Raw genomic sequence first — 25,435 nt, 5'->3', positions numbered from 1 at the left:
AAAATTTTTAGCTAACCAATAAATATCAAATTGCACGCCAAATTATAGAAATGACAAGTTGACATTTTACTATTATACGTAAAAATTAAAAAATGTTACAAAAAAAATATTAAAAAAATAGCCACAGATTCACAGATTTTATAATTAATCTGTGAATCTGTGGCTATAATAAGAAATTCTGAAATTGAAGATTCAACGAAGTTGAACAAGTTCAGAATGACGATAATGTTATCCTACCAAATTGATGATTTTACCAGGAACGATAATCACTTTATTAGGCGTTCTTCCTTGTAATTGGGCTTGCGTTCTTTCGTCGGTCATTACGATTTCTTCTATTTGAGCTGCTGTTAAATCTAAAGGTAACTTAATAGTAAAACGCATTTTACCGTTGAACGAAACTGGATACTCCTTTTCAGATTCTACCAAATATTTCGCATCAAAAACTGGAAAATCAACCGTTGCAACCGAACCTTCATGACCTAATTGCGACCATAATTCTTCAGCAATATGCGGTGCGTAAGGTGAAACTACTATTGCCAACGGTTCTAAAATTTTTCTGTGATTGCATTTTAATTGAGCCAATTCGTTTACACAAATCATAAACTGTGAAACCGACGTATTGAAAGAGAAATTCTCAATATCTTCAGTAACTTTTTTGATGGTTTTGTGTAATGATTTATACATTTCTGGAGTTGGTTCGTCGTTGGTTACAATCAAACCATTATCATCAAAATACAAACGCCATAATTTTTTCAAGAAACCAGAAACTCCTGTAATTCCAGCAGTATTCCAAGGTTTTGCTTGTTCCAATGGACCTAAAAACATTTCATACAAACGCAAGGTATCAGCACCATAATCATTACAAATATCATCTGGATTGACAACATTGTATTTTGATTTGGACATTTTTTCTACTTCGCGACCAACGATGTATTTTCCATCTTCTAATATGAATTCTGCATCTTTATAATCAGAATATAATGGATGTTTTTTGAATGCTTCAATATCTAATTCGTTTGTGATGTCGTTTATTACAGCTAAATCAACGTGAAGTTGTTGAAAATAAGAAATTAATTTTCCACCATTACTTAATTCTATTATATCATTTGAATTAGGGTATTTATTTAAAACTTTATCAAGCATAAAAAACATAAATCCTGAATTGTTTTTGGAAACTTTATCATACATACCTTTTCCGATAAATATCGGAGGAAAACTGTTTGGCAAACCTTTCAAGTTCTCTACATTATTTCCGTCTTTATCTTCTATCTTCCATAAAACTCTATAAACAAAAGCACTCATCCCCAAAATCATTCCTTGATTGATCAATTTTTTGAATGGTTCTTCTGTTGGTGCGAAACCTTTGTCTTTTAGAAATTTGTTCCAAAAACGAGAATACAATAAATGTCCGGTGGCGTGTTCGCTTCCGCCAATGTATAAATCTACGTTTTCCCAATATTTTAGTGCATCGGCTGAGGCAAATTCGGTTGAATTGTGCGCATCCATATAACGCATCCAATACCAAGAACTTCCTGCCCAACCTGGCATCGTGTTTAATTCTAAAGGGAAAACTCCGTTATGAGATGCTGAATCAAGTTCAGCATGACAAAGTGTATTTGATACTACTTTATTATTAATAGTATCCCAAGCCCAATCGGTTGCGTTTCCTAATGGCGGTTGTCCGTCTTCGGTTGGCAAATATTTTTCTACTTCTGGCAATACAATTGGTAAATGTTTGGCGTCAATCATTTGTGGCAATCCATTCACATAATACACCGGAAATGGTTCGCCCCAATATCTTTGACGAGAGAAAACAGCATCACGCAAACGGTAATTGGTTTTGCCTTTTCCTTGTTTTATTTTTTCTAATTCTTCGATGATTTTTTTCGTTCCTTCTTTGTAACCCATTCCGTTTAGGAAATTAGAATTTACTAATTCGAAACCTTCTTTTGAACCAAATGCTTCCTGAGAAATATCTTGGTTGAAAATATTTTTTATTTCGGGCATTCCGTTTTGACCTTTGAAGAAATTTGCGAAAGCATAATCACGTTCGTCACCACATGGAACCGCCATAACAGCGCCTGTTCCGTAACCAGCCAAAACGTAATCGCCAATCCAAACTGGAATTGGTTCTCTGGTAAATGGATGTTCGACAAACGCACCAGTGAAAACTCCAGAAATGGTTTTTACATCGGCCATTCTCTCTCTTTCAGAACGTTTTGCAGTGGCTTCAACATAAGCATCAACCGCAGCTTTTTGTTCTGGCGTTGTAATTTCTGAAACCAATTCGTGCTCTGGCGCCAAAGTCATAAACGTAACTCCGAAAATAGTGTCAGGTCGAGTTGTGAAAACTGAAATTAATTTATCTGAATCTTTTAATCTAAAATCTACCGATGCTCCAACTGATTTTCCAATCCAATTTCGTTGCGATTCTTTTATCGATTCGCTCCAATCGATGTCGTTTAAACCTTGTAATAAACGTTCGGCATAAGCAGAAATTCGCATGGACCATTGTGTCATTTTCTTGCGAATAACAGGATGACCTCCACGTTCTGAAACTCCGTTTACGATTTCGTCGTTAGCTAAAACGGTTCCTAAAGCTGGACACCAATTTACTTCGGTTTCGGCTAAATAGGTTAATCTATATTGTAAAAGAATTTGCTGCTTTTTTTCATCAGAATAAAAACTCCAATCTGAAGGGAAAAATATTTCAACATTATCGTCGCAAACTGCATGAACCGTTGCATTTCCTGCTTTTTCAAAAATAGAAATCAATGTCGAAATATCTTCGGCTTGATCTGTACTTTTATTGTACCACGAATTGAATAATTGTATAAAAATCCACTGTGTGTATTTGTAATAATCGGCATTTGAAGTGCGTACTTCTCTACTCCAATCGAATGAAAAACCAATTCTATCCAATTGTTCACGATAACGTGCAATGTTCTCACGCGTAGTTTTTTCTGGATGTTGCCCAGTTTGAATAGCATATTGTTCGGCTGGCAAACCAAAAGAATCGTAACCTTGCGGATGCAAAACATTGAAACCTTTATGACGTTTGTAACGCGCCACAATATCTGAAGCAATATAACCTAGCGGATGACCAACGTGCAAACCAGCACCAGAAGGATAAGGAAACATATCCAAAACATAATATTTTGGTTTTTCGCTGTTATTTGATGCAGCAAAAGTTTGGTTTTCTGCCCAATATTGCTGCCATTTAGCTTCTACTTTTTCGTGATGGTATTTCATTGTTGTTACGTATTCTTTTATATGAAAATTGTTTACTTTTAAAAACTTTAAATTTAATTTTTTTGTAAGAATTTACTTTGTTTAAAAAAGTAAAATTTGCTGCCAAAGTTAATCGAAAGTTAATGTCTGTGCTAATCGGTGACAAATTTACGTTTTAAGTACTAAAATCAAAACTTTAAACGTTATAAACATTTGATTAAACAAATTCTTTATTATTTTTACGGCTTAAATTACAATGTATGTCATCAAATTTCGATAAATTTCAAAAGAGAAGAGTAATAACATCTTATGTTTCGGTAGTGTTAAGTGTATTTTTAGTTTTATTTTTACTAGGAATGCTTGGACTTTTCATCATCAACTCCAAACGATTATCAGATAATTTTAAGGAAGATATTGTAATGACTGTTTTCTTTAAAAACGAAGCTGTCGATAGTACTTTTACAGCATTTGATGCCGAAATGAAAGCAGCTAAATTTGCGAAAGATTTCAAGTTTGTTTCTAAAGATGATGCTGCAAAACAACATAAAGAAGTAATTGGCGAAGATTTCATGGAGTTTTTAGGAACAAATCCGTTATACAATTCGTACGATATTCATTTGAAAGCCGATTATGTAACTAACCCAGGTTTTTCTAAAGTGGAAAGTCAAATTCGTGCTAATCCAATGGTTGCCGATGTAGTTTATGACAAACAATTAATTACTTTGGTGAACGACAATATTAAAAAAGTTACGTTTTGGGTTTTACTTGTTAGTGCAATATTTGCAGTGATTTCGTTTTTACTAATTAATAGTTCGCTACGTTTATCAATTTATGCTAATAGATTTATCATCAAAACGATGCAGATGGTTGGCGCAACTAAAGCGTTTATTAGAAAACCATTCATTACAAGAAGTATTATTTTAGGAATTATAGGTTCGGTTTTGGCAGTTTTAGTTTTGATTGGTGTTTTATTTTACATCAATACACACTTTCCAGCATTGGAAATTTTTAAAGATATCGAACTTACAGTCGGAGTTTTAATTGCCGTATTGGCTCTTGGAATTTTAATCACTTGGATCAGCACGTATTTTGCAACGCAACGTTTCTTGAATTTAAGAACGGATGATTTGTATTAAAAGTGAGAAGATTGAAGCTGGAAGCTGGAAGTTTTGAAAAGAGTATAGAAAATAGAATAAAGAACATAGACTTATGAAAGAAAACGAAAACAACAATGGCTTTTTATTTGAAAGCGTAAATTATAAAATTCTATTAATAGGATTGGCAGTAATTGCTCTTGGATTTATATTAATGAGTGGTGGCGGAAGCACTGACCCGAACGTTTTTAAAGAAGCTGAATTATTTAGTTTTAGAAGAATCAGATTGGCTCCAACTTTAGTTCTAATTGGTTTTGGAGTTACAATTTATTCGATTTTCAAAAATCCTAAATTAAGTAAATAGTAACTAGTAATTAGTGAATAGTCTTTTTACGGCTTATCAACTAATTACTAATTACTAATCACTAATCACTATATAAAATGGATTACATTCAAGCCATTATTCTTGCAATTATTGAAGGAATAACCGAGTTTTTACCTGTTTCTTCAACTGGTCACATGATTATTGCAAGTTCATTTTTTGGCATTGCTCAAGATGATTTTACCAAACTTTTTACCATTGTAATCCAACTAGGAACAATACTTTCTGTAGTAGTTTTATACTTTAAACGTTTTTTTCAAAGTTTTGATTTTTATTTCAAATTGCTAGTAGCGTTTATTCCAGCTGTTGTATTTGGATTGCTTTTTAGTAAAAAAATTGATGCTTTATTAGAAAATCCAGTAACAGTTGCCATTTCTCTTTTAATTGGCGGAATTATATTATTGAAAGTTGACGATTGGTTCTCAAAAGAAACCGAAGTTACCGAAAGTCAAGAAATATCCTATGCAACCGCATTCAAAATTGGAGTTTTTCAATGTTTGGCAATGATTCCGGGAGTTTCTAGAAGTGGCGCAAGTATTGTAGGCGGAATGTCGCAAAAATTATCTCGAACTACAGCTGCCGAATTTTCCTTTTTTCTTGCTGTTCCAACGATGCTTGGTGCGACATTAAAAAAATGTTACGATTATTACAAAGACGGATTAACGCTTACTGACGAACAAATAAATTTATTGATAATTGGAAACGTTGTTGGCTTTATTGTAGCACTTTTAGCCATTAAAACCTTCATAGGATTTTTAAGCAAAAACGGATTTAAAGTATTTGGATATTACCGAATCGTTGTTGGAATTGCACTACTTGTAATTCACTTTTTCATTCAAAAATTAGACGTAATATAATGACAGCAGAAGATTTTCTTGAGGGTCAGATTTTATTAATTGACAAACCATTAACTTGGAGTTCTTTTCAAGCAGTTAATAAATTAAAATACAGTTTAATTCGAAAATACCAACTTCCTAAAAAATTCAAAATTGGTCACGCTGGAACTTTAGATCCATTGGCGACTGGCTTATTAATTATTTGCACAGGAAAATTCACAAAAAAAATTACCGAAATTCAGGCGCAAGCCAAAGAATATACTGGAACAATCACAGTTGGAGCAACAACACCAAGTTACGATTTGGAAACCCAAGTTGATGCCACTTTCCCAACCGAACATATTACAGAAGCATTAATTCTAGAAACTACAAAACAATTTCTTGGTGAAATCGATCAAAAACCACCAGTATTTTCGGCAATTAAAAAAGATGGGAAACGTTTGTACGAACACGCACGTGCTGGCGAAGAAGTAGAAATTGCTTTCAGAAAAACTACCATTCACGAATTTGAAATCACCAGAATTGCATTACCCGAAATTGATTTTAGAGTAAAATGCAGCAAAGGAACCTACATTCGTTCATTAGCTTATGATTTTGGAATGGCTTTAAATTCTGGAGGACATTTAACTGCCTTACGAAGAACAAAGATTGGTGATTATGATGTAATTAATGGCATTTCGCCAGAAGATTTTGAATAAAAATCTACTTCATCAACGCTACAATTTCCTTTTGAGTAGAAATTCCTTTATCGTTTAAGTACCATTTTTGCAAATTGATTTTTGCAGTTTCATCCACAACACCATGTTCGGCTTTGTAATCAAAAATTAATTGTTTGGCTTCTTGAGGTCGTGGACCAAAATCATTGATAACTTCATTAGTTTCTTTATCGATAATAATTAGCTTCGGAATTGAACGCGTTCCGTTTGTTAGAAATAAATTCATCAACTCGTCATTATCGTCTCGAAATACAATTCGCAAATCTATTTTATCTGAAACTTCAGCCATTTTATTAATAATTGGAAGAATTTGCGCAGCATCGCCACACCAACTTTCAGAAATTACTAACCAAATATAGTCTTTATCCAAATTTTCCAGAAAAGCTTTCACTTCGTCAACAACAACCATCGTTTTGTCAAGTCGATGCAATCTCGATTCATTAAGTTTAGTATAATTTACAAGAGCTTCTGTTTGTTCATGACCTGTAGTTTTTCCTTCATCAGATAATAAAGTAACGTGATTTCTATATTCTTGATACGAAAAACTGTTTGTTAAACTTTTTTCTATAATTGTATTCATAACTAAATTTTATTCTGCAAAATTAGTTTTATTTTTACAATTGATTTGTAACAATAATCACACATAAACGTTATCAAAACAAAAAAGTAATGGATTTGAACTTGAAATCAACAGGATTTGCCTTGTCTGGTGGCGGAACAAAAGGATTGGCTCACGCTGGCGCGATAAAATTTCTAGAGGAACAAAATATTAAACCATCGCAAATTGCTGGTTCGAGTGCAGGTGCAATTGTTGCAGCGTTGTATGCTTGGGGAAAAACTCCAGATGAAATTTTGGCATTTTTTAAATCGATTTATTTCTTTCATTGGAAACATTTTACGTTGAAAAAAGCAGGAATCATCGACTCGGAATCATTTAAAAAATACTTTGAAGAAATTTTTAAAGATGCCAAAATAACTGATTTGAAAATTCCGATTCACATTACTGCAACCGATATGGTTAAAGGAAAACTAAAAATCTTCAATGATGACACTAAAATTGTAGATGCGGTTTTGGCTTCGTCTGCCGTTCCGGGAGTGATATCACCTTATGAAATTAATGGTGTTTTATATAGCGATGGTGGCATTCTAAATCATTTTCCGACTGATATTTTACAAGGAAGATGCGATAATATTATCGGTGTTTATGTAAGTCCGATTCAGAAAATTGAAGCCAAAGATTTGAAATCGATAAAAGCTGTTACAACTAGAGCTTTTGAACTACTTGCGGCAAATTCGAACCTGCAAAAATTTAATAACTGTGATATCATTATCGAACCTGAAGAACTTACAAGCTTCAACACATTTGAAACCAATAAATCTAAAATGGATAAAATTTTTGAAATTGGTTATCAAGCCGCTAAAAAATCATTTGAAACATTAGAAGCATAAATTTTACTTTGCTATTTCACAAAAATATTTAATAACTATATTTGCACTTCAAAACACAACATTCTACAACAGTATGAAATACAAAAGAATCCTTCTAAAATTAAGTGGAGAAGCTTTAATGGGCGAGAAACAATACGGAATTGACCCAAAAATTCTATCGGAATATGCAGATGAAATTAAGCAAATTCATGATAAAGGTGTAGAAATTGCTATTGTTATTGGCGGTGGAAATATTTTTAGAGGTGTTGCTGGAGCAAGCAGCGGAATGGATCGTGTGCAAGGTGATTACATGGGAATGTTAGCAACGGTTATTAACGGAATGGCGTTACAAGGCGCACTTGAAGATAAAGGAATGTTGACACGTTTGCAAACGGCTTTAAAAATTGAAGCTATTGCCGAACCTTATATTAAAAGAAGAGCCGTTCGTCATCTTGAAAAAGGAAGAATTGTTATTTTTGGTGCCGGAACTGGAAATCCGTATTTTACAACAGATACAGCCGCAGTTTTACGTGGTGTAGAAGTTCATGCCGATGTAATTTTAAAAGGAACTCGTGTTGATGGTGTTTACACAGCCGATCCAGAAAAAGACAAGTCTGCTGTAAAATTCGATTACATTTCATTTGAAGATGTATTGAAAAAAGGATTAAATGTTATGGACACAACAGCATTTACCTTAAGTCAAGAAAACAAATTGCCAATCGTAGTTTTTGACATGAACAAAAAAGGAAATTTACTTAAAATTTGTGAAGGCGAAAACGTTGGAACAGTTGTAAATATATAATTGAAAATAAATTATTTTTAGAATAAAATCTAGATAAAAATGGAAGAAATTGAGTTTATTTTAGACAGTACAAAAGAAGCTATGAATGGTTCTGTTGCGCACTTAGAAAAATCTTTTTTAAATATTCGTGCCGGAAAAGCTTCACCGCAAATGTTGGGTAGCGTTTTTGTAGATTATTATGGTTCACAAACGCCACTTTCTCAAGTTGCCAATGTAAATGTTCCAGATGCAAGGACAATCACGATTCAGCCTTATGAAAAAAGCATGTTGCAACCTATTGAAAAAGCAATTATGATTGCCAATTTAGGTTTTAACCCTATGAATAATGGTGATATTGTGATTATTAGTGTTCCACCTTTAACAGAAGAACGTCGTCGTGATTTAGTAAAACAAGCCAAACAAGAAGCCGAAGATGCTAAAATTGGAATTAGAAATCACAGAAAAGATGCCAATTCTGATATTAAAAAATTAGAAAAAGACGGAACTTCAGAAGATTTATGTAAAACTGCCGAAGATGATGTTCAAAAATTAACTGATATTTACATTAAAAAAGTAGAAGAACATTTGGCATTGAAAGAAGCTGAAATAATGAAGGTGTAATTTTTACACGTTAAATATAAATTAAAATCCGTTTGAAATGTCGAACGGATTTTTTTTGTAATACTTTGTTCTACAGCTCTGTAGAATGTTTTCTACAAACTGCATTTTCTTGTTTTTTGAAAGGTTTTTTAATTTAAATTAGCTTTTAAAACTTTTTAATAATGAAAAAAATCATCACCTTATTTGTTATTGTAATCTCATTAATAAGTTGCAGTAATGATGAAGATTCTGTAAGTCCAATAAAAGGTAAATGGAAGTTAGTTCAAAATTTAGTTATTTCAAATGATGAGCCAACAACTTTAACTTGGGTTGATGTATCAACAGAAAATCAATATACTTTTGATATAAAAAATTCTGGCAGAATTGAAAGCAGTATTCATACTTGTGATGGAACTTCAAAAAAGGTTGATTATGAACCATTATTTTCTGGTGATAATATTATAAAAATAGAGTTTGATTGTATAGACAATACCGAAAATCCTTATGCAATTAATGTTGGTGCTTTTTTTTACACATTTGAAGGAAACAAAATGAGATTATCATTTGTAAGCGACCTTTTAGATGAAGGATTGAATCTTAAATTTGAAAGAATCGAATAATCCTTATCGTTATATTATCAGACAATATTTAGCTACTCGCAACGCTGAAGAGCTATCTATTTGTTGTACATAAAATTATAATTACAAATTTTGTTGTGATTTACATTAAAATTTTAATTATTAGTAGAAAATCTATTCATCCACATTTTTTTTCTAAAATGACAAATAATATTTATTTAGTTTCACCTTAGTTATAAAAATATGAAAAATAAATCTCACATATTGCTTTTTGCTTGTCTTGTAATAGGAATTTCAACAATAAATGCTCAAACAAATGACTTTTATTATACATTTGATAATGAAAAAATTACTTTGACAAAAGTATCTGGTAAATTTTTGGTTGATTTTCCAAACGGAATATCTAATACAAATGAGTTATCTCAAATAAACAATATAGGATTTAAATTATCTGATAAATCATATGTCGTATCAGAAACTGAATTTTTAATTGACTATAATACTCCATATATAACTACTCCAACCTACATAACATCAGATGGCTTTGAATTAAATTATGGAAATGAAATTTTATTAAAATACAAAAGTAATATTTCAACTTCATTAAAAGAAAGTATAATTTCTACAAATAATTTAACTTTAATTAAATCAACAATTTCTTATGAAATGTATAAAGTTACAGGTGATGCGTTACAAATTTCAAAAAATGTTTACTTAACTGGACAAGTTGAATTTTGCACCCCAAACTTTATTTCAAGAGTTGACAAATTAGACTACATTCCAAACGATCCTTATTTTAATAATCAATGGTATTTACACAATACGGGGCAAGGAACAAATGACGGAAAAGCTACCACAATTGATGCAGATATTGATGCTCCAGAAGCTTGGGATATTACAAAAGGTAATCCAAATATAATAGTTGCAGTAATAGACGAAGGTGTAACAAGTAATCATTTTGATTTACCAAACACAAGACAAGTAAGATTAAATGGTAGTAATTTTGCTTCACCATATGATGGTACAAATAATGCAAATGATCCATCTCCTACTGTATCAACCACATCAGGAAATAATCACGGAAATGCTTGTGCAGGAATTATTGCTGCAACTCAAGATAATAATCAGGGTATAACAGGTGTTGCACCACTTTGCAAAATTATGCCAATAAAAATTCCTTATGGATCAATACCTGCTAATGTTTATGCGGATGCAATAAACTTTGCTGTAACCAATAATGCAGACATTCTCTCAAATAGTTGGGGTTACAATAGTACAAACTCAAACTTACATCCCGTAATCATTTCGGCAATAAACAATGCAATCAATAATAATAAAATTGTAGTTTTTGCAGCTGGAAATAGAGCTGATAGAATAGGAGGTTCTTGGACTGGCGTTACAACTGGACATATTACATTTCCTGCAAGTGCTGAAATTCCAAGTTTAATAACTGTAGGAGCATCTGATAGAAATAATACAGTAGCAAATTATAGCCCTAATGGGTTTGTTTTTGCAGGAAATAGTAATTTTAGATACAGAATAACAGTTTGCGCACCTTCTCATTCTGCTTACAATTCTCAAATTCCCGGTGAAAGTTTCAATATATGTACTATTGATACACCAGGCGCAAATTATGGTTATAATAGTTGGAAAGAAAGCTCGACGGGATTACCTGCGGTTGGTGAACTTCTTCCTTCGTCAGGTACAAATTTTTCTTCGTATACTGGAAGAATGGGTGGCACATCTGCTTCTTGTCCTCAAGTAGCTGGCGTTTTAGCTTTAATGAAATCTGTAAACACATGCGCTAGTGTATCTCAAATGAAAGATATTTTACAATCAACAGCAGACAAAATTGGTGGCTTTAATTATAATTTTTATAATTTGCAATCTGGTATTTCAGCTGAATTAGGATATGGAAAAGTTAATGCGTTTAAAGCTGTTCAGTTGGCGCAGCAAATTACGAGTTTTGACCTTATAGTAAAAGATTCATATGATGATAGCGGAATGGAGCCAAATAATGTAACACAGCATATGTGGAATAGTCCAAATATTTGGATAAGAAGTGATTTACAAGCGATGACTGTTGAACATCAAAATCCAATTTATTATGCTGATAACTCACCTAATAAGGTTAGAGTAAGGGTAAAAAATAATTCTTGTATAACTTCTACAGGTGCTGAACAATTAAAAGTTTATTGGGCTAAGGCAGGAACAGGCTTGGCATGGCCAAATCCATGGAATGGAGGCGTCATTTTTCCTGCGTCCAACGCATCATTAGGAGGGATAATTGGGGTTCAAAATATACCAATTTTACAACCAGGAGAAGAAAGAATTCTAAATTTTAATTGGATTGTTCCTAACCCAGCCGACTATGGAAATATTGATAATTGGCATTTTTGTCTACTATCAAGAATAGAAACCTCAAATGATCCAATGACTTTTACTGAGACTGGATATATAAATTTAAATACTGGAAATAACAATAACATTGCATGGAAAAATGTAACAGTTGTCAGTCCTCCAACTCCTATAATTAATCCATTACCAAATCCATCTGTAAATGAGATCATGACAGGGACTGTTGCGATAAGTAATCCTTTCAATGAAATAAAAACTTTTAGCCTTGTACTTATTAAAGAAGATATAGAAACTGGTAAGCCAATTTATGATGAAGCTGAAGTTGTTATAAAAATGGACGCAGCTCTATTTGATGCATGGTCGCGTGGTGGTCAACATGCACTAAGAATTGAAGAAACTTTTGATGAAAAAATAAAAATTATAAAAGGAAATAATGCTTTATTAGATAATATTATTTTCAATCCAAACGAAATCGGAATCTTAAATTTAAAATTCAATTTTTTAACTCAAGAACTTACAGAAAAATCAAAATTTACTTACCACTTAATTCAAAAAGATGCATTCACAGGTACTGTAGTTGGCGGCGAAACCTTTATAATAAAAAAACAAGTAAGAGAACCTTTTTTTGCTGATGCTGGTGAAGATAAATTAGTTGATAAAAACGAAACCATAACTATCAATGCTTTGCAGATTAGTGAATCTGCAATTTATAATTGGTATGATACTGAGGGTAATTTGATATTTACTGGTAAAGACTTAACAATTTCTACCGATGTTGCAATAAAATACAAATTAGAAGTTATAGCTACAATTGATGGATTTAAGGATTATGCAGAGGTTAATGTCAATTTTAAACCAAGCACTCTAGAAATAATATTGCCTAATCCAGCATCAAGTTTTGTAAATATTAATTACAAATTAAATGATGTAAATTCTGCATATTTAATGGTTTTAGGTAGTTATGGTACTACTGGCACTTCAAATAATTATATTTTAGATATCAATAGTACAAACACAGATCTTGATTTATCAAACTATCAAAATGGTTTTTACACTATTGCATTAGTCTGCAACGGACAAATTGTAGATGCAAAAACTTTAATCAAAAATTAAACAATAAAATATCCTGCGAGAAAAATTCGCAGGTTTTAATCTTAAATTATATAATATGAAAACACTAATATTTTCAATTTTTATTTTTTCAATAATTAGTTGTAGTAAAAATGAAAATCCAACACCACCATTCTTTGCTAACGCAACAGTAGTTAACCAAGGTGTCGATTGCGGTAATGCATATTTAATTAAGTTTAACAACGGTGTTGCTAATGTCCCTGCAAACTCAACAAATAATGTTTTTTATGAAATAAATTTACCAAACCAATATAAAGTTAATAATCTTCCTGTATATGTAACGTTCAGACTTCCTACAGATTCAGAAATAATGAACTGTACTTCACTAGATATAGCCTATCCACAGATATATATAGAAACTGCAACAGCTCAATAAGTTATTTATTAAAAAGAAAATAAGGCATCTGATAACGCAGGTTTAATACTATTGCTGGTTTTGGGCTTATTTTAAAGTTTATTTTGTATCCATGAGTCAGTAAAAAATGAATTTTTCGGCTTCTTTAGTCCGCTCATAGAAGTAAAGCCCAAGAAACGGTTGAGAAAACCTTACAAAATGATATACGAAAAAATTATTTTTTTATTTAAAATTATAATATTTATAAATTGTAAATATCAAAATAGCAAACCGAATATTGTAAAAATTACGCTTGAAAAATATTTAGACATAAAAAGAAAATTAACAAAAAACTATTATCCATTTTTGATTACCATATTTTCATCCTTGAATAAAAGATTTTACAGGGGTTTTGAAAATTGGCATAGAAAAGAACATCGAAATTATTAATATTAGCTCAGATAAAATAATAGAAAAATGAAAGCAAACTTGAGAAAGTAATGTCAAAACTAAATGTTAATGATTATGATATAATTGATTATAATAACTTTTATCCAAACGAAACTAATCACACGGGTATATTAAAAAATTGAATTAAAAGAATATACTAATCCTTGATTACAAATTATTTGACGATAGCGGAAAGACAATAATTGCAACCGAAGAAATAGAGAAATTAAAACAGCAAATTAAATCATCTGCTAAATGCAGTAATGATGAATATCCAACAATTTCTCTCGAAGGATATGATGAAAATTGAATTTAAAACTTAAAAAAATAGAATAAATACTAAATCAATAAATTACACGTTAATTATAAATTAAAATCCGTTTGAAATGCCGAACGGATTTTTTTATTGTTATTTTTGTCGTACTTGTTTTACAATGAACTACAAACAAAATCTATTTGATGAAAAATTTTTGGACGTTCCTTTTTATTTTAATTTGCAATTTTGCTTTTTCGCAAAAAACAATGCAAGGTCAAGTTATTGATTTTGACACAACCGTTCCAATAGCTTTTGCCAAAATTAACTACAACAACAAAACTATAATTTCTGATTGGGAAGGAAAATTCTCTATAGATGTTAAAGACGACAAAAAGCCAATAATTTTCAAATACAAAGGCTATTACGATAAAACACATTATTTTACTGAAGGCGCCAAGTTTCTAATTATCAAAATGGTGAACGATAACACCATGAAGGAAAAAGAAATTTACAGTGAAAACGAAGTGAATTTAATTGTCAAAAAAATAATCGATAATAAGTACAAAAACCAACCCGAAAAAGTCTTTAAAAGTTTTGAATATAAAAATTACGAACACCTTTTAGTTACTGCGAATCCGGATTCTATTTCAAGTAAAATTGATACCACTTATAAAAAATCGATTTTTGGAAGAAAGAAAATCGTGTTGGATTCTACCAATTATAAGCTGAAAAAGTTAGTTGAAAATCAGCATATTTATCAAACCGAAAAGGTAAATCTAATTCAGTTTAACGACCAAGGAACAAAAGAAACCGTTTTGGCATCGCGAATGGCTGGATTTAAAAAACCGTTGTACGAATATTTGGGATTGAATTTGGTTTCCTATTCGTTGTACGAAAATCAGTTGGATATTTTGGAAATTCCTGTTAGAAATCCATTGTCAACTTATGGTCGAAAATTGTTTGTTTTCAAATTAATTGATACTGTAAAAATCGATAATCGTACTGTTTATAGAATTTACTTCCAACCGAAAAAATTAAATTCCGATAAATTACGCGGATTATTATTTGTTGACGCCGAGAATTTTGGTATCGCAAAAGCATTTTATCGCATTTACGGAATCATAAACATCAATGCCACTTTCACGTTTAATTACATGAAAGAACACCGAATTTGGTTTCCCGAAAAAAGAAAATTCACCGTTGTAAAAGGGAACAATAGCGAAGATTTGAAGATTTTTGGTGGTACGATAAAATTCAATTCAAGTCTTGAAGGAATTAAGAAAGATGCTTCCGATCAATTGTATTTAAAATTAGAATCGACACCTTACGACGTCAAAATAAACGAACCAGTTTCGTTTAAAATGCCAAGCATTAAAATTGATGTTCCAGAAGCGAGCATGACTAAACCCGATTCGTATTGGAAACCCATCAGAAAAGATACACTTGATGTTAGAAGAATTCGTACGTACACCAATTTAGACAGTCTTTCGGTTTCTGAAAATATCGAACAAAAATTACTATTTGGACGGAAAATTATTAACGGATATTTGCCAGTAAGCATAATTGATGTCGATTTAAAAACCTTATTCAAATACAATAATTACGAAGGTTTTAGACTAGGAATTGGTGGTGTAACCAACAATAAATTATCTGAACAATATAAAATTAGTGGTTATGTAGCGTTCGGATTTAAAGATGAAAAATTCAAATACGGAATCACACCATCGTATCTTTTAAACAAAGAAACCAACACTTGGGTTAATGCTTCGTATGTTGATGATTTGAGTGAAATTGGTCAGATTCAATTTGCAACACAAGCGCGACGTTTTAAAATTTACGATCCGCGACCAATAAACATTTCAACGTTTTACAATCATAAAACGTTCTCCGGATTTATAGAAAGTCAATACATCCCGAAAACGACAAGTTACTTCGGAATTTCTCGTAGTGAAGTGCTTCCGTTGTTTGATTATGCCTTTGCACCAAACGATAGATTGTATCAAAATTTCAACTTGACAACGGCACAATTTGCCATTCAGTGGAATCCTTTTAGTGGTTACATGCAAACTTCTACTGGAAGATTAGAAATTGAAAAAAGGTTTCCAAAATTCTCATTACAACTTACAAAATCGTTCAACAATATCATAGGAAGCGACTTTGATTTTACCAAAGTAGATTTCAAAATCATACATGAAATTCCGTATTTGTCGGGACAGAATACGGCGTTTCTTCTTCAAAGCGGATATGCTGTTGGCGATACGCCATTAACGCATTTGTATAGTATTGCTCCGAATAATTTGAATAGAGAAACGTTATTTCAACGAATTACTTTTGCTGGTAAAAACAGTTTTGAAACGATGTTTTTCAACGAATTTTTCTCAAGCAAATACGTAAGTTTTCACGTAAAACATACGTTCAACAAAGTGAAAGTGGCTTACAAAATAAAACCTCTAATTTCTGTAGTTACCAGAATGGCTTGGGGAAATATGGATAATCGTGAAAGCCATTTAGGATTTGAATACAAAACTATGGAACGCGGTTTCTTCGAAAGTGGTGTCGAAGCCAATCAAATATTTAAAGGTTTCGGATTGACGTTCTTCATGAGATATGGACCAAATGCTTTACCAAAATTTGAAGACAATTTTGCTTTAAAATTGAGTTATGTTTTGGATTTAGGGTTTTAGAAAAAGCTACGGCTTAATAATCAAAACCGATGGAACTGTACTCAACCAAACACTTTGAGAATCGACTAATTTCTTCCAACTTTCTAGCGAAATAATCATAAGATTTTGTTGTGCTAAAAATCCGGCTTTCATGTTGCTTTCGTTCAGAACTGCTATGTTTTCTGGATAAGTGTGTTTTAAAGTTTTGATTTCGGTTTCAATTTCGGCATTATTTTTCACCTGATCTTCAATGTCTAAAACGGTGATTTTCGAATTACTGTTGTAAATCAATTTCTCAGCATAATCAATTAAAAAAGCATCTTCAGATGAAAAAATCGGGACAAAAACATCGTTCACATCACTAAAATCTTTATCGATTAGAATTCCGAGTGGCATTTTACTTTTGGATATAATCAATCTTGTTCTATCATCAAATGGCGAGTTATGAAACAGACCTTCTTTACCTGTGAATTTGTCTAACAATCGATCTGGATTGATAATTCTTGTTGTAAATCCAAGTACTTTTCCAAGTAATGTTCCTTCAAAAATTGATTTCCCTAAACCTACCAAAACCAAATCAAAATTTCCTCTTGTGGCAATATCAGTAATATCGGTTTCGATATCGACGGTTGCCTTGAAAATGGTTGTAATTTCTTGATTGATAGTTTTAGATTCTACTAAAATAGGTTCGAACGCTTCTTGTTCGTACTCTTCCAAATTGTAAGCATGCATTTCATCGGATAATGACAAATGTAAAGCGGTAATGTTAGTGTTGTCTTTTTGCTTTTTTACAAAACTATTTGCCAATCGCAAAAGTGATTTTCCTTTTTCATTATTACCAAATGAAATCAATATTTTAAAAGCGCTGTTGCTAATTTCCTTCGGAATAATTACTTCTTTTCGTTTGAAAATATAATTAATTAAATCAATTGCTGGACCAGTCATAAATGTGGTAACCAAAGCCATAATCACCATCATTGTAAAGATTTCTGACGATAAAACGCCCAAATCATAACCAATATTTAGCACGACCAATTCCATCAAACCTCTGGTATTCATCAATGCGCCAATAGTTAAACTATCGCGCCAATTCTGACCCACAAATTTTGCTGCCAAAGCGCTTCCGAAGAACTTTCCAACTACGGCAACCAAAATAATAAATCCAGTAATTTTCCATAAATACGGATCGTTTATTAATCCGATTTGCGTACGTAGACCAGTAAAAACAAAGAATAATGGCAATAATAAAATCAAGGCAATGTCTTCGACTTTCTCGATAATTATATTCCTAATTTTAGTAATATCGGGCATAATGGCACCAGTCAAAAAGGCTCCAAACAAAGCATGAATTCCTATAACTTCTGACAAATAAGAAGAAATTATTAATGTCAATAAAAATATCGCAACAACAGGTTTACTCAGATTATCTCGAGTTGCATACAAATCTCCTACTTTTTTCAAAAATGGTTTTACTACAAATAACATAGCTAAAACATAGGCCAATGCTAGTAAAATCACATACATTGAACTTGCAAAAGTTCCTGCTTTTACAATTGCAATTACGGCTGCAAGAATACACCAAGCCGTAATATCATCGGCTGCAGCGCAAGTTATTACGATGGCACCAAGTTTAGTTTTATGAATACCACGTTCTTGAACAATTCGAGCCAAAACCGGAAAAGCAGTAATACTCATAGCAATTCCCATGAACAAACTGAAGGATAAAAACTCAACTCCTTCGGGCGCAAATTGATTGTAGACGAAATAAGACAAACCAATTCCGAGTGCAAAAGGAAAAATAATACTTGCGTGACTAATCACAACAGCATCGTTAGCTTTATTTTTAAGAACCTTCAAATCCAGTTCCATTCCAACAACAAACATGAATAAAATCAATCCAATCTGACTTAAAAACTGAAGATTTCCGAGTGATTCTTTCGGAAAAAGCAGTGCTGAATATTCGGGAAAATACATTCCAACAAGAGATGGACCAAGAAAAATACCAGCAATAATTTCACCAATAACCGATGGCTGACCAATTTTTCTAAAAATCCAACCAAATACTCTCGCAACAATAATTATAGTTATTATTTGCAGTAATAATATTGCTAAAGGATGTTGTAAATTGTGTATTAACGAATCTGTAAATTGTTTAAAATAATCTCCATTAGAAGTTGGAGACACAACATTTCTTCCAGATTCTAAGATTTTTCCTTTAGAAACTATCCAAAAAATTAATGCAGTAAATCCGCCTGTTACAGCAATATAAAAAATAGTATTTTTAAATTTATTCATCCCAAAAAAATCAGTTCCTTTTATCATACAAATATGGTAAAAAATGTGTTAAAAAATCCAATTATGAAATGAATTTTACATTACCATAATATGGTTAAAATTCTATATAAAAGAAACCATTAAGTTCTTTGGTTTTGAGCCGTTTTGATTACCTTTGCAACCCATTTTAGGTTTTTATGAAAAAGATGTCAGGTATCGGTATTTGGGAATTTATTGCTCGAATTATCCTTAGAAATAGAATTGTAATTTTATGCGGAATTGTTTTAATCACGGTTCTTCTTGCTTTGCAATGGAAAAATGTGAAGTTTACTCAAACCGAAGCCAACTTAATTCCGGCCGATGACAAAGTAAATGTTGACTACAATCATTTTCTGAAAAACTTTGGAGAAGAAGGAAATCTTATTGTAATTGCGACGAAAGATGAAAAATTATTCACGCCAAAAGTATTTCAGGCTTGGAGCAATTTAATGCATAAACTGAAAAGTGACAAAGAGGTTAGTTTGGTGATTTCGGTTGACAATCTTCAAGAATTGGTTAAAAATGATACGTTACAATCCTTTGAATTAAAACCTTTTGTAAATCCCAGTAAATTAAATGACCAGAAATATTTAGACGAACTTAAATCTGATTTTTTTAATAAATTCCCATTTTATCAAGGATTATTATTCAACAAAGAAACAAAGGCCATTCGTTCTGCTGTTTATATTGATAAAAAAATTGTCAATACCAAAGCACGAAAAGAATATATCCTAAATAAATTCATTCCCGAAATTGATAAATTCTTAAAAGAAACTGGAATTAAACCGCATGTTTCTGGAATGCCGTACATTCGAACGTTAAATGCCAAAACGATTATAGACGAAATTGGATTATTTATTGGCGCTGCTTTATTGATTACTTCACTAATTTTTTTCTACTTTTTTAGATCCTTTAGAGCAACTGTCGTAGCATTATTAGTAGTAATTATTGGCGTAATGTGGTCGTTCGGAATCATGGGCGCGATGGGTTATCAAATCACGGTTTTAACCGCATTGGTTCCAACTTTAGTAATCGTAATCGGAATTCCAAACTGTATTTTCTTCATTAATAAATACCATCAAGAATACCATAAACATTCTAATAAAGCCAAAGCATTACAACGTGTAATTACCAAAACCGGCACAGCAACTTTAATGACCAACATTACCACAGCTGTAGGTTTTGCTACGTTTATCATTACAAATAATGATTTACTGCAAGAATTTGGTGTGGTTACAACTATTAATATTATTGCAATTTACACGTTAAGTTTATTGATTATTCCAATATTCTTCAGTTATATTCCGCCACCAAATGCTAGACATTTAGGACATTTAGAACGAAAATCGTTAACATTTTTCTTTGATTGGATTGTAAACACAGTAAAATTTAGACGCTTCGGAATTTACACCACAGCGGTTGTTTTATTAGTCTTCGGAATTATCGGAATTTATGAAATAAAAATTTCCGGAAGCATCATTGAAGACATGCCTAAAAAGACCGAATTTTTTGAAGACATTCGCTTTTTCGAAAAAGAATTTGATGGTGTTATGCCACTCGAAATAATGATTGACACAAAGAAGAAAAATGGAGCAATGAAGCTTACTAATCTTCGAAGAATGGAAGAACTTGAAGAAACTATTATCGAAATTCCTGAGCTATCTAAGCCATTATCCATTGTCAACGTTGCCAAAAATTTCACTCAAGCGTATTATAACGGAAATCCCGAATTTTATCTTTTACCATCATCACAAGAAGAAGCTTTCTTAATTCCTTATATTAAAAATTCGCTTAAAAACGGCAAAGACAATCAGCTTAAAAGTTACATCAATGACGACGGAAGTATTGCTCGAATGACCACGTTCATCAAAGACGAAAACGGCGAAAAAATGGAAGACATTGAAGCGCAAATTCGTAAAAAAGTAAACAAATTGTTTCCATCAGAAAGATATGAAGTGATTATTACTGGTAAAGCATCGGTTTTTCAGAAAGGAACTAAATATTTGTTAGACAATTTACTTTCTTCCTTATTATTTGCCTTTTTACTAACTGGCGGATTGGTTGCCATAATGTTTCGATCATTCAAAATGGTTTTGGTTGCAATTATACCCAACTTATTACCGTTAATTATGACTGCTGGAATTATGGGATTTTTAGGAATACCATTAAAACCATCTACATTATTGGTGTTCGGAATTGCCTTTGGATTATCTGTTGACGACACGTTACGATTCTTGGCACAATACCGATTAGAGTTGGCAAGAAACGATTGGAAGATAAAAAAATCAGTATTTGCGACATTTAACGATGCCGGAATCAGTATGTTTTACACCTCAATTGTATTGTTTTTTGGCTTCTCGGTTTTCATGCTATCAAGTTTTGGCGGCACAGTTGCACTTGGCGGATTGGTTTCTATAACCTTATGTTTCGGAATGTTATCCAATTTGGTTTTACTTCCAGCATTGGTTTTAACGCTAAATAAAACATTGGCCAACGAACAAGAATTTTTAGAACCAACAATAGACATTCTAGAACAATCTGATGAAAAATTAGACGAATTAGAAAGAAATAAATAATATTTTTTAGAAGCTAATCCAGCTATCCGTTCTATCTTTTAATTTTTTTAAAGGAAAAAAATTAAAAGGATGCCACTTCTATCTGGGCTAAATCAGTAGAATAATTTATATTTGCAATTAGATTCATATCTAATATTTAAAATTTAAAATCTAATATTTACAATGAAACATACAAAAGTTAAAGACTTATTAAACAGTACCAAAACACTTCACGAAGTAAATGCAAAAGGTTGGGTTAGAACTTTTAGAAATAATCAATTTATTGCATTGAACGATGGTTCAACAATTAATAATATTCAGTGTGTTGTAGATTTTGAAAATACACCCGAAGAAACTTTAAAAAGAATAACAACTGGTGCTGCTATTTCTGTAACTGGAGAATTGGTAGAAAGCAAAGGTGCTGGTCAAAAATATGAGATTCAGGTTTCTAAATTAGAAATTCTTGGAGATTCCGATGCTGAGAAATTTCCGATGCAACCAAAAAAACATTCACTTGAATTTCTTCGTGAAAACGCACATTTAAGAGTTAGAACCAATGCTTTTGGAGCAATTATGAGAGTGCGTTCTGTTCTTGCTCATGCGGTTCATACGTATTTTCAAGAAAAAGGATTTGTGTATGTAAATACGCCAATCATAACAGGTTCTGATGCTGAAGGTGCTGGAGAAATGTTTAAAGTTACGGCTTTACCATTTGACAACACGCCAAGAACCGAAGACGGAAAAGTAAATTATAAAGAAGATTTCTTCGGAAAAGAAACCAATCTTACCGTTTCTGGTCAATTAGAAGGAGAAACTTTTGCAATGGCATTAGGTCAGATTTATACATTCGGACCAACATTTAGAGCTGAAAACTCTAATACTTCTCGTCACCTTGCAGAGTTTTGGATGATTGAACCAGAAGTTGCGTTTAACGATTTAGACGATAACATGGATTTGGCAGAAGATTTTATTCAGTATGTAATTAAATATACGATGGATAAATGCCAAGACGATTTGAAATTTTTAGAAGGTCGTTTATTAGAAGAAGAAAAATCAAAACCACAAGCCGACAGAAGCGAAATGGCTTTGTTAGAAAAATTAAACTTCGTTTTAGAAAACAATTTCAAACGTGTTTCTTATACCGAAGCTATTGATATTTTAAGAGAATCAACTCCAAATAAAAAGAAAAAATTCAATTATATCATCAACGAATGGGGTGCCGATTTGCAAAGCGAACACGAACGCTATTTAGTTGAAAAACACTTCAAATGTCCGGTAATTTTGTTTGATTATCCAGCAAACATCAAAGCATTTTACATGCGATTAAACGAAGATGGAAAAACAGTTCGCGCCATGGACATCCTTTTCCCAGGAATTGGAGAAATCGTTGGTGGATCGCAAAGAGAAGAACGTTACGATGTATTAGTTGAAAAAATGAAAGCTTTAGGAATTGACGAAGAAGAACTTTGGTGGTATTTAGACACTAGAAGATTTGGTTCGGCTGTTCACTCAGGTTTCGGATTAGGATTTGAAAGATTGGTATTATTTGTAACTGGAATGTCAAACATTCGCGACGTAATTCCTTTTCCAAGAACACCGCAAAACGCAGAGTTTTAAGACACAAAAAAACTTTTGCCACAAAGACGCTAAGTCGCAAAGTTTTTTTGTAAATATTTTATAAGCAACTAATACATTTATATATGCCATCAGAAAGAATTGAAGAAATTGCAAAAGTTATTGTAAACTCTGCTTTTAAAGTTCACAAAGAACTTGGTCCAGGATTATTAGAAAAAGTATACGAAGCTTGTCTTGCCTATGAAATTGAGAAAGCAGGATTAATTGTAAAAAGACAAGTTGATATTCCAATCATATATGATGGAGTAATGTTAAAAGAATGCTTAAGATTAGATTTAATAGTAGAAAATTTAATTATTGTTGAAACTAAAGCAGTTGAAATTGTCAATCCTGTTTGGCAAGCTCAAATTATTAGCCATTTACGATTAACAAATAACGAATTAGGATTTTTAATTAATTTTAATGTTCCTTTAATTAAAAATGGAATAAAAAGATTTATAAATACAATAGAGTAGCCACAAAGTCTCTAGGACACAAAGAAAAATGACCTTTGTTACTTCACTTTAATATAGTATAATAGAAACTTTGTGACTTAGTGCCTTCGTGGCAAAAAAATAGTGCCTTATCATGTTAAAACAAAACTTACAATTCAAATTATCTCAAAAATTATCTCCTCAACAAATTCAGTTGATGAAGTTGATTCAATTGCCTACGTTGGCTTTTGAACAACGATTGTTGGAAGAAATGAATGAGAATCCAGCTTTAGAAACTGGTAAAGATGAGGAAGAGGTTTTTGAAAAAGACGAGTTCGACAACAATGACGAATATGATGATTATGAAGGAAGCGACAATATAGAAGCAGACGACATCAACATCGACGAATATTTAAGTGACGACGAAACTCCAGATTATAAAACGCAAACCAGTAATTACAGTGACGATGATGACGACCGCGAATCGCCTTTGGTTCAAAATGTAAGTTTTCATCAAGATTTAATCAATCAGTTGAATACTTTTATTTTAACTGATTCCGATAGAGAAATTGCTGAATTTCTTGTTGGAAGCATTGATGATATGGGTTACATTCGACGTACAATTCAAGATATTGTTGACGATATGGCATTTACTCAAGGTATCTATACCGATGAGAAAAATGTAGAACGAATGCTAAATGTTATTCACGAATTAGAACCATCAGGCGTTGGTGCGCGCGACTTACAAGAGTGTTTATTGTTGCAATTAAAGCACAAAACACCAACCGAAAATGTAGATTTGGCGATTGATATTATCGAAAACCAATTTGATGCATTTACCAAAAAACACTACGATAAATTACTTCAAAAATATGCGGTTTCTAATGAGCAACTTAAAAAAGCCATTCACGAAATTGAAAAATTAAACCCAAAACCAGGCGGTTCATTCACAGGAAACAATAAAATTACAGAAAATATTGTTCCCGATTTTGCTATCAGAATCAACGATGGCGAACTAGAATTAACCCTAAACGGACGAAATGCACCATCACTTCACGTGTCGAAAGATTACCAAGAAATGATGCAAACCTACAAGGATTCAAGAGATAAATCGAATGCACAAAAAGATGCAGTTCAATTTATCAAACAAAAATTAGACTCGGCAAAATGGTTCATCGACGCCATAAAACAACGTCAAGAAACGCTGTTTGTAACCATGAATGCCATTATGCATTTTCAAGAAGAATATTTCCTAGACGGCGAAGAAACATCAATGAAACCAATGATTCTTAAAGACATTGCCGATATGGTTGGACTTGATATCTCTACTGTTTCACGTGTTGCCAATAGCAAATATGTTGACACTCCTTATGGCACAAAATTGATAAAAGAATTCTTCTCAGAAGCCATGAAAAACGATCAAGGCGAGGATGTTTCAACTTTAGAAATAAAGAAAATTCTTCAAAATACAATTGAAGACGAAGACAAAAGCAAACCACTTCCAGACGATCAATTGGCCGAAATTCTTAAAGAAAAAGGCTATCCAATTGCGCGAAGAACTATTGCAAAATACCGTGAACAGCTTGATATTCCAGTGGCTAGAATGAGGAAGAAAATATAAGGTCATTACGAGGCACGAAGTAATCTAGAGCGAATGGTTTGGGCTTTCTTGCCATCCATT

At 32.2% G+C, this 25,435-nt stretch carries 18 protein-coding genes; 15 read left to right on the top strand and 3 right to left on the bottom strand.

Annotated features, from left to right (window positions below):
* Nucleotides 1-228: 228 nt before the first annotated feature.
* Nucleotides 229-3,252 carry a leucine--tRNA ligase gene (locus LG45_RS13195; protein ID WP_035127943.1) on the bottom strand — a complete coding sequence of 1,008 codons (3,024 nt, stop codon included), beginning with the start codon at nucleotides 3,250-3,252 and terminating at the stop codon, nucleotides 229-231.
* A 239-nt stretch (nucleotides 3,253-3,491) separates the two neighbouring features.
* Between LG45_RS13195 and LG45_RS13190 the strand changes: the two genes are divergently transcribed.
* The 4 genes from LG45_RS13190 (at nucleotide 3,492) to truB (ending at nucleotide 6,241) form a co-directional block, all read left to right on the top strand.
* Nucleotides 3,492-4,367 carry a cell division protein FtsX gene (locus LG45_RS13190; RefSeq protein WP_035127941.1) on the top strand — a complete coding sequence of 292 codons (876 nt, stop codon included), beginning with the start codon at nucleotides 3,492-3,494 and terminating at the stop codon, nucleotides 4,365-4,367.
* 73 nt (nucleotides 4,368-4,440) lie between these two features.
* Nucleotides 4,441-4,689 (top strand): DUF3098 domain-containing protein, encoded by a 249-nt coding sequence (locus LG45_RS13185; protein WP_035127940.1) that lies wholly within the window; start codon nucleotides 4,441-4,443, stop codon nucleotides 4,687-4,689.
* 77 nt (nucleotides 4,690-4,766) lie between these two features.
* Entirely contained in the window at nucleotides 4,767-5,564 is a 798-nt protein-coding gene (locus LG45_RS13180; RefSeq protein ID WP_035127938.1) for an undecaprenyl-diphosphate phosphatase, read from the top strand.
* Nucleotides 5,564-6,241 (top strand): tRNA pseudouridine(55) synthase TruB, encoded by a 678-nt coding sequence (gene truB, locus LG45_RS13175; RefSeq protein WP_035127936.1) that lies wholly within the window; start codon nucleotides 5,564-5,566, stop codon nucleotides 6,239-6,241. Before LG45_RS13180 ends, truB begins: the two co-directional genes overlap by 1 nt.
* A gap of 4 nt (nucleotides 6,242-6,245) precedes the next feature.
* Here truB and LG45_RS13170 read toward each other — a convergent pair whose 3' ends face one another.
* Nucleotides 6,246-6,839: a thioredoxin family protein gene (locus LG45_RS13170; protein ID WP_035127933.1), complete on the bottom strand. Its 594-nt coding sequence runs from the start codon at nucleotides 6,837-6,839 to the stop codon at nucleotides 6,246-6,248.
* Nucleotides 6,840-6,928: 89 nt separating this feature from the next.
* On the opposite strand from LG45_RS13170, the gene LG45_RS13165 reads away from it, so the two are divergent.
* The 7 genes from LG45_RS13165 (at nucleotide 6,929) to LG45_RS13135 (ending at nucleotide 16,859) form a co-directional block, all read left to right on the top strand.
* On the top strand, nucleotides 6,929-7,708 hold the full coding sequence (locus tag LG45_RS13165) for a patatin-like phospholipase family protein (RefSeq protein ID WP_035127930.1): 780 nt from the start codon (nucleotides 6,929-6,931) through the stop codon (nucleotides 7,706-7,708).
* 73 nt (nucleotides 7,709-7,781) lie between these two features.
* Nucleotides 7,782-8,489: a UMP kinase gene (pyrH, locus tag LG45_RS13160; protein ID WP_035127928.1), complete on the top strand. Its 708-nt coding sequence runs from the start codon at nucleotides 7,782-7,784 to the stop codon at nucleotides 8,487-8,489.
* A 39-nt stretch (nucleotides 8,490-8,528) separates the two neighbouring features.
* The gene (frr, locus tag LG45_RS13155) at nucleotides 8,529-9,089 is read left to right on the top strand and encodes a ribosome recycling factor (RefSeq protein ID WP_035127925.1); all 561 of its coding nucleotides are present in this window, start codon (nucleotides 8,529-8,531) and stop codon (nucleotides 9,087-9,089) included.
* Between the two features lie 161 nt (nucleotides 9,090-9,250).
* Entirely contained in the window at nucleotides 9,251-9,688 is a 438-nt protein-coding gene (locus LG45_RS13150) for a hypothetical protein (RefSeq protein WP_035127923.1), read from the top strand.
* Between the two features lie 201 nt (nucleotides 9,689-9,889).
* Entirely contained in the window at nucleotides 9,890-13,117 is a 3,228-nt protein-coding gene (locus tag LG45_RS13145) for a S8 family serine peptidase (protein WP_035127920.1), read from the top strand.
* A gap of 55 nt (nucleotides 13,118-13,172) precedes the next feature.
* Nucleotides 13,173-13,511 (top strand): hypothetical protein, encoded by a 339-nt coding sequence (locus LG45_RS13140; RefSeq protein WP_035127917.1) that lies wholly within the window; start codon nucleotides 13,173-13,175, stop codon nucleotides 13,509-13,511.
* 867 nt (nucleotides 13,512-14,378) lie between these two features.
* Nucleotides 14,379-16,859: a DUF5686 family protein gene (locus tag LG45_RS13135; RefSeq protein ID WP_035127914.1), complete on the top strand. Its 2,481-nt coding sequence runs from the start codon at nucleotides 14,379-14,381 to the stop codon at nucleotides 16,857-16,859.
* Nucleotides 16,860-16,865: 6 nt separating this feature from the next.
* On the opposite strand, the gene LG45_RS13130 is transcribed toward LG45_RS13135, so the two are convergent.
* Nucleotides 16,866-19,133, bottom strand: coding sequence for a cation:proton antiporter domain-containing protein (locus LG45_RS13130; protein ID WP_035128422.1), 2,268 nt, complete (start codon nucleotides 19,131-19,133; stop codon nucleotides 16,866-16,868).
* 176 nt (nucleotides 19,134-19,309) lie between these two features.
* On the opposite strand from LG45_RS13130, the gene LG45_RS13125 reads away from it, so the two are divergent.
* The 4 genes from LG45_RS13125 (at nucleotide 19,310) to rpoN (ending at nucleotide 25,375) form a co-directional block, all read left to right on the top strand.
* Nucleotides 19,310-21,727 (top strand): efflux RND transporter permease subunit, encoded by a 2,418-nt coding sequence (locus LG45_RS13125; RefSeq protein WP_035127912.1) that lies wholly within the window; start codon nucleotides 19,310-19,312, stop codon nucleotides 21,725-21,727.
* A 162-nt stretch (nucleotides 21,728-21,889) separates the two neighbouring features.
* Nucleotides 21,890-23,323, top strand: a complete 1,434-nt coding sequence (gene asnS / locus LG45_RS13120) for an asparagine--tRNA ligase (RefSeq protein ID WP_035127909.1) — start codon at nucleotides 21,890-21,892, stop codon at nucleotides 23,321-23,323.
* Between the two features lie 83 nt (nucleotides 23,324-23,406).
* The gene (locus LG45_RS13115) at nucleotides 23,407-23,796 is read left to right on the top strand and encodes a GxxExxY protein (RefSeq protein WP_035127907.1); all 390 of its coding nucleotides are present in this window, start codon (nucleotides 23,407-23,409) and stop codon (nucleotides 23,794-23,796) included.
* A 112-nt stretch (nucleotides 23,797-23,908) separates the two neighbouring features.
* Nucleotides 23,909-25,375 carry an RNA polymerase factor sigma-54 gene (gene rpoN / locus LG45_RS13110; RefSeq protein WP_035127905.1) on the top strand — a complete coding sequence of 489 codons (1,467 nt, stop codon included), beginning with the start codon at nucleotides 23,909-23,911 and terminating at the stop codon, nucleotides 25,373-25,375.
* Nucleotides 25,376-25,435 lie beyond the last annotated feature (60 nt).

It is taken from the genome of Flavobacterium aquatile LMG 4008 = ATCC 11947 (assembly GCF_000757385.1).
GTDB classification, from domain to species: Bacteria; Bacteroidota; Bacteroidia; order Flavobacteriales; family Flavobacteriaceae; genus Flavobacterium; species Flavobacterium aquatile.
The sequence above is the reverse complement of the archived record's forward strand: the minus strand, read 5'-3'. Positions and strand labels throughout refer to the sequence as shown.

Excerpts from the sequence above, each read along its gene's own strand:
- LG45_RS13195 (WP_035127943.1), bottom strand. The coding sequence starts at position 3,252 with ATGAAATACCATCACGAAAAAGTAGAAGCTAAATGGCAGCAATATTGG.
- LG45_RS13190 (WP_035127941.1), top strand. The coding sequence starts at position 3,492 with ATGTCATCAAATTTCGATAAATTTCAAAAGAGAAGAGTAATAACATCT.
- LG45_RS13185 (WP_035127940.1), top strand. The coding sequence starts at position 4,441 with ATGAAAGAAAACGAAAACAACAATGGCTTTTTATTTGAAAGCGTAAAT.
- LG45_RS13180 (WP_035127938.1), top strand. The coding sequence starts at position 4,767 with ATGGATTACATTCAAGCCATTATTCTTGCAATTATTGAAGGAATAACC.
- truB (WP_035127936.1), top strand. The coding sequence starts at position 5,564 with ATGACAGCAGAAGATTTTCTTGAGGGTCAGATTTTATTAATTGACAAA.
- LG45_RS13170 (WP_035127933.1), bottom strand. The coding sequence starts at position 6,839 with ATGAATACAATTATAGAAAAAAGTTTAACAAACAGTTTTTCGTATCAA.
- LG45_RS13165 (WP_035127930.1), top strand. The coding sequence starts at position 6,929 with ATGGATTTGAACTTGAAATCAACAGGATTTGCCTTGTCTGGTGGCGGA.
- pyrH (WP_035127928.1), top strand. The coding sequence starts at position 7,782 with ATGAAATACAAAAGAATCCTTCTAAAATTAAGTGGAGAAGCTTTAATG.
- frr (WP_035127925.1), top strand. The coding sequence starts at position 8,529 with ATGGAAGAAATTGAGTTTATTTTAGACAGTACAAAAGAAGCTATGAAT.
- LG45_RS13150 (WP_035127923.1), top strand. The coding sequence starts at position 9,251 with ATGAAAAAAATCATCACCTTATTTGTTATTGTAATCTCATTAATAAGT.
- LG45_RS13145 (WP_035127920.1), top strand. The coding sequence starts at position 9,890 with ATGAAAAATAAATCTCACATATTGCTTTTTGCTTGTCTTGTAATAGGA.
- LG45_RS13140 (WP_035127917.1), top strand. The coding sequence starts at position 13,173 with ATGAAAACACTAATATTTTCAATTTTTATTTTTTCAATAATTAGTTGT.
- LG45_RS13135 (WP_035127914.1), top strand. The coding sequence starts at position 14,379 with ATGAAAAATTTTTGGACGTTCCTTTTTATTTTAATTTGCAATTTTGCT.
- LG45_RS13130 (WP_035128422.1), bottom strand. The coding sequence starts at position 19,133 with ATGAATAAATTTAAAAATACTATTTTTTATATTGCTGTAACAGGCGGA.
- LG45_RS13125 (WP_035127912.1), top strand. The coding sequence starts at position 19,310 with ATGAAAAAGATGTCAGGTATCGGTATTTGGGAATTTATTGCTCGAATT.
- asnS (WP_035127909.1), top strand. The coding sequence starts at position 21,890 with ATGAAACATACAAAAGTTAAAGACTTATTAAACAGTACCAAAACACTT.
- LG45_RS13115 (WP_035127907.1), top strand. The coding sequence starts at position 23,407 with ATGCCATCAGAAAGAATTGAAGAAATTGCAAAAGTTATTGTAAACTCT.
- rpoN (WP_035127905.1), top strand. The coding sequence starts at position 23,909 with ATGTTAAAACAAAACTTACAATTCAAATTATCTCAAAAATTATCTCCT.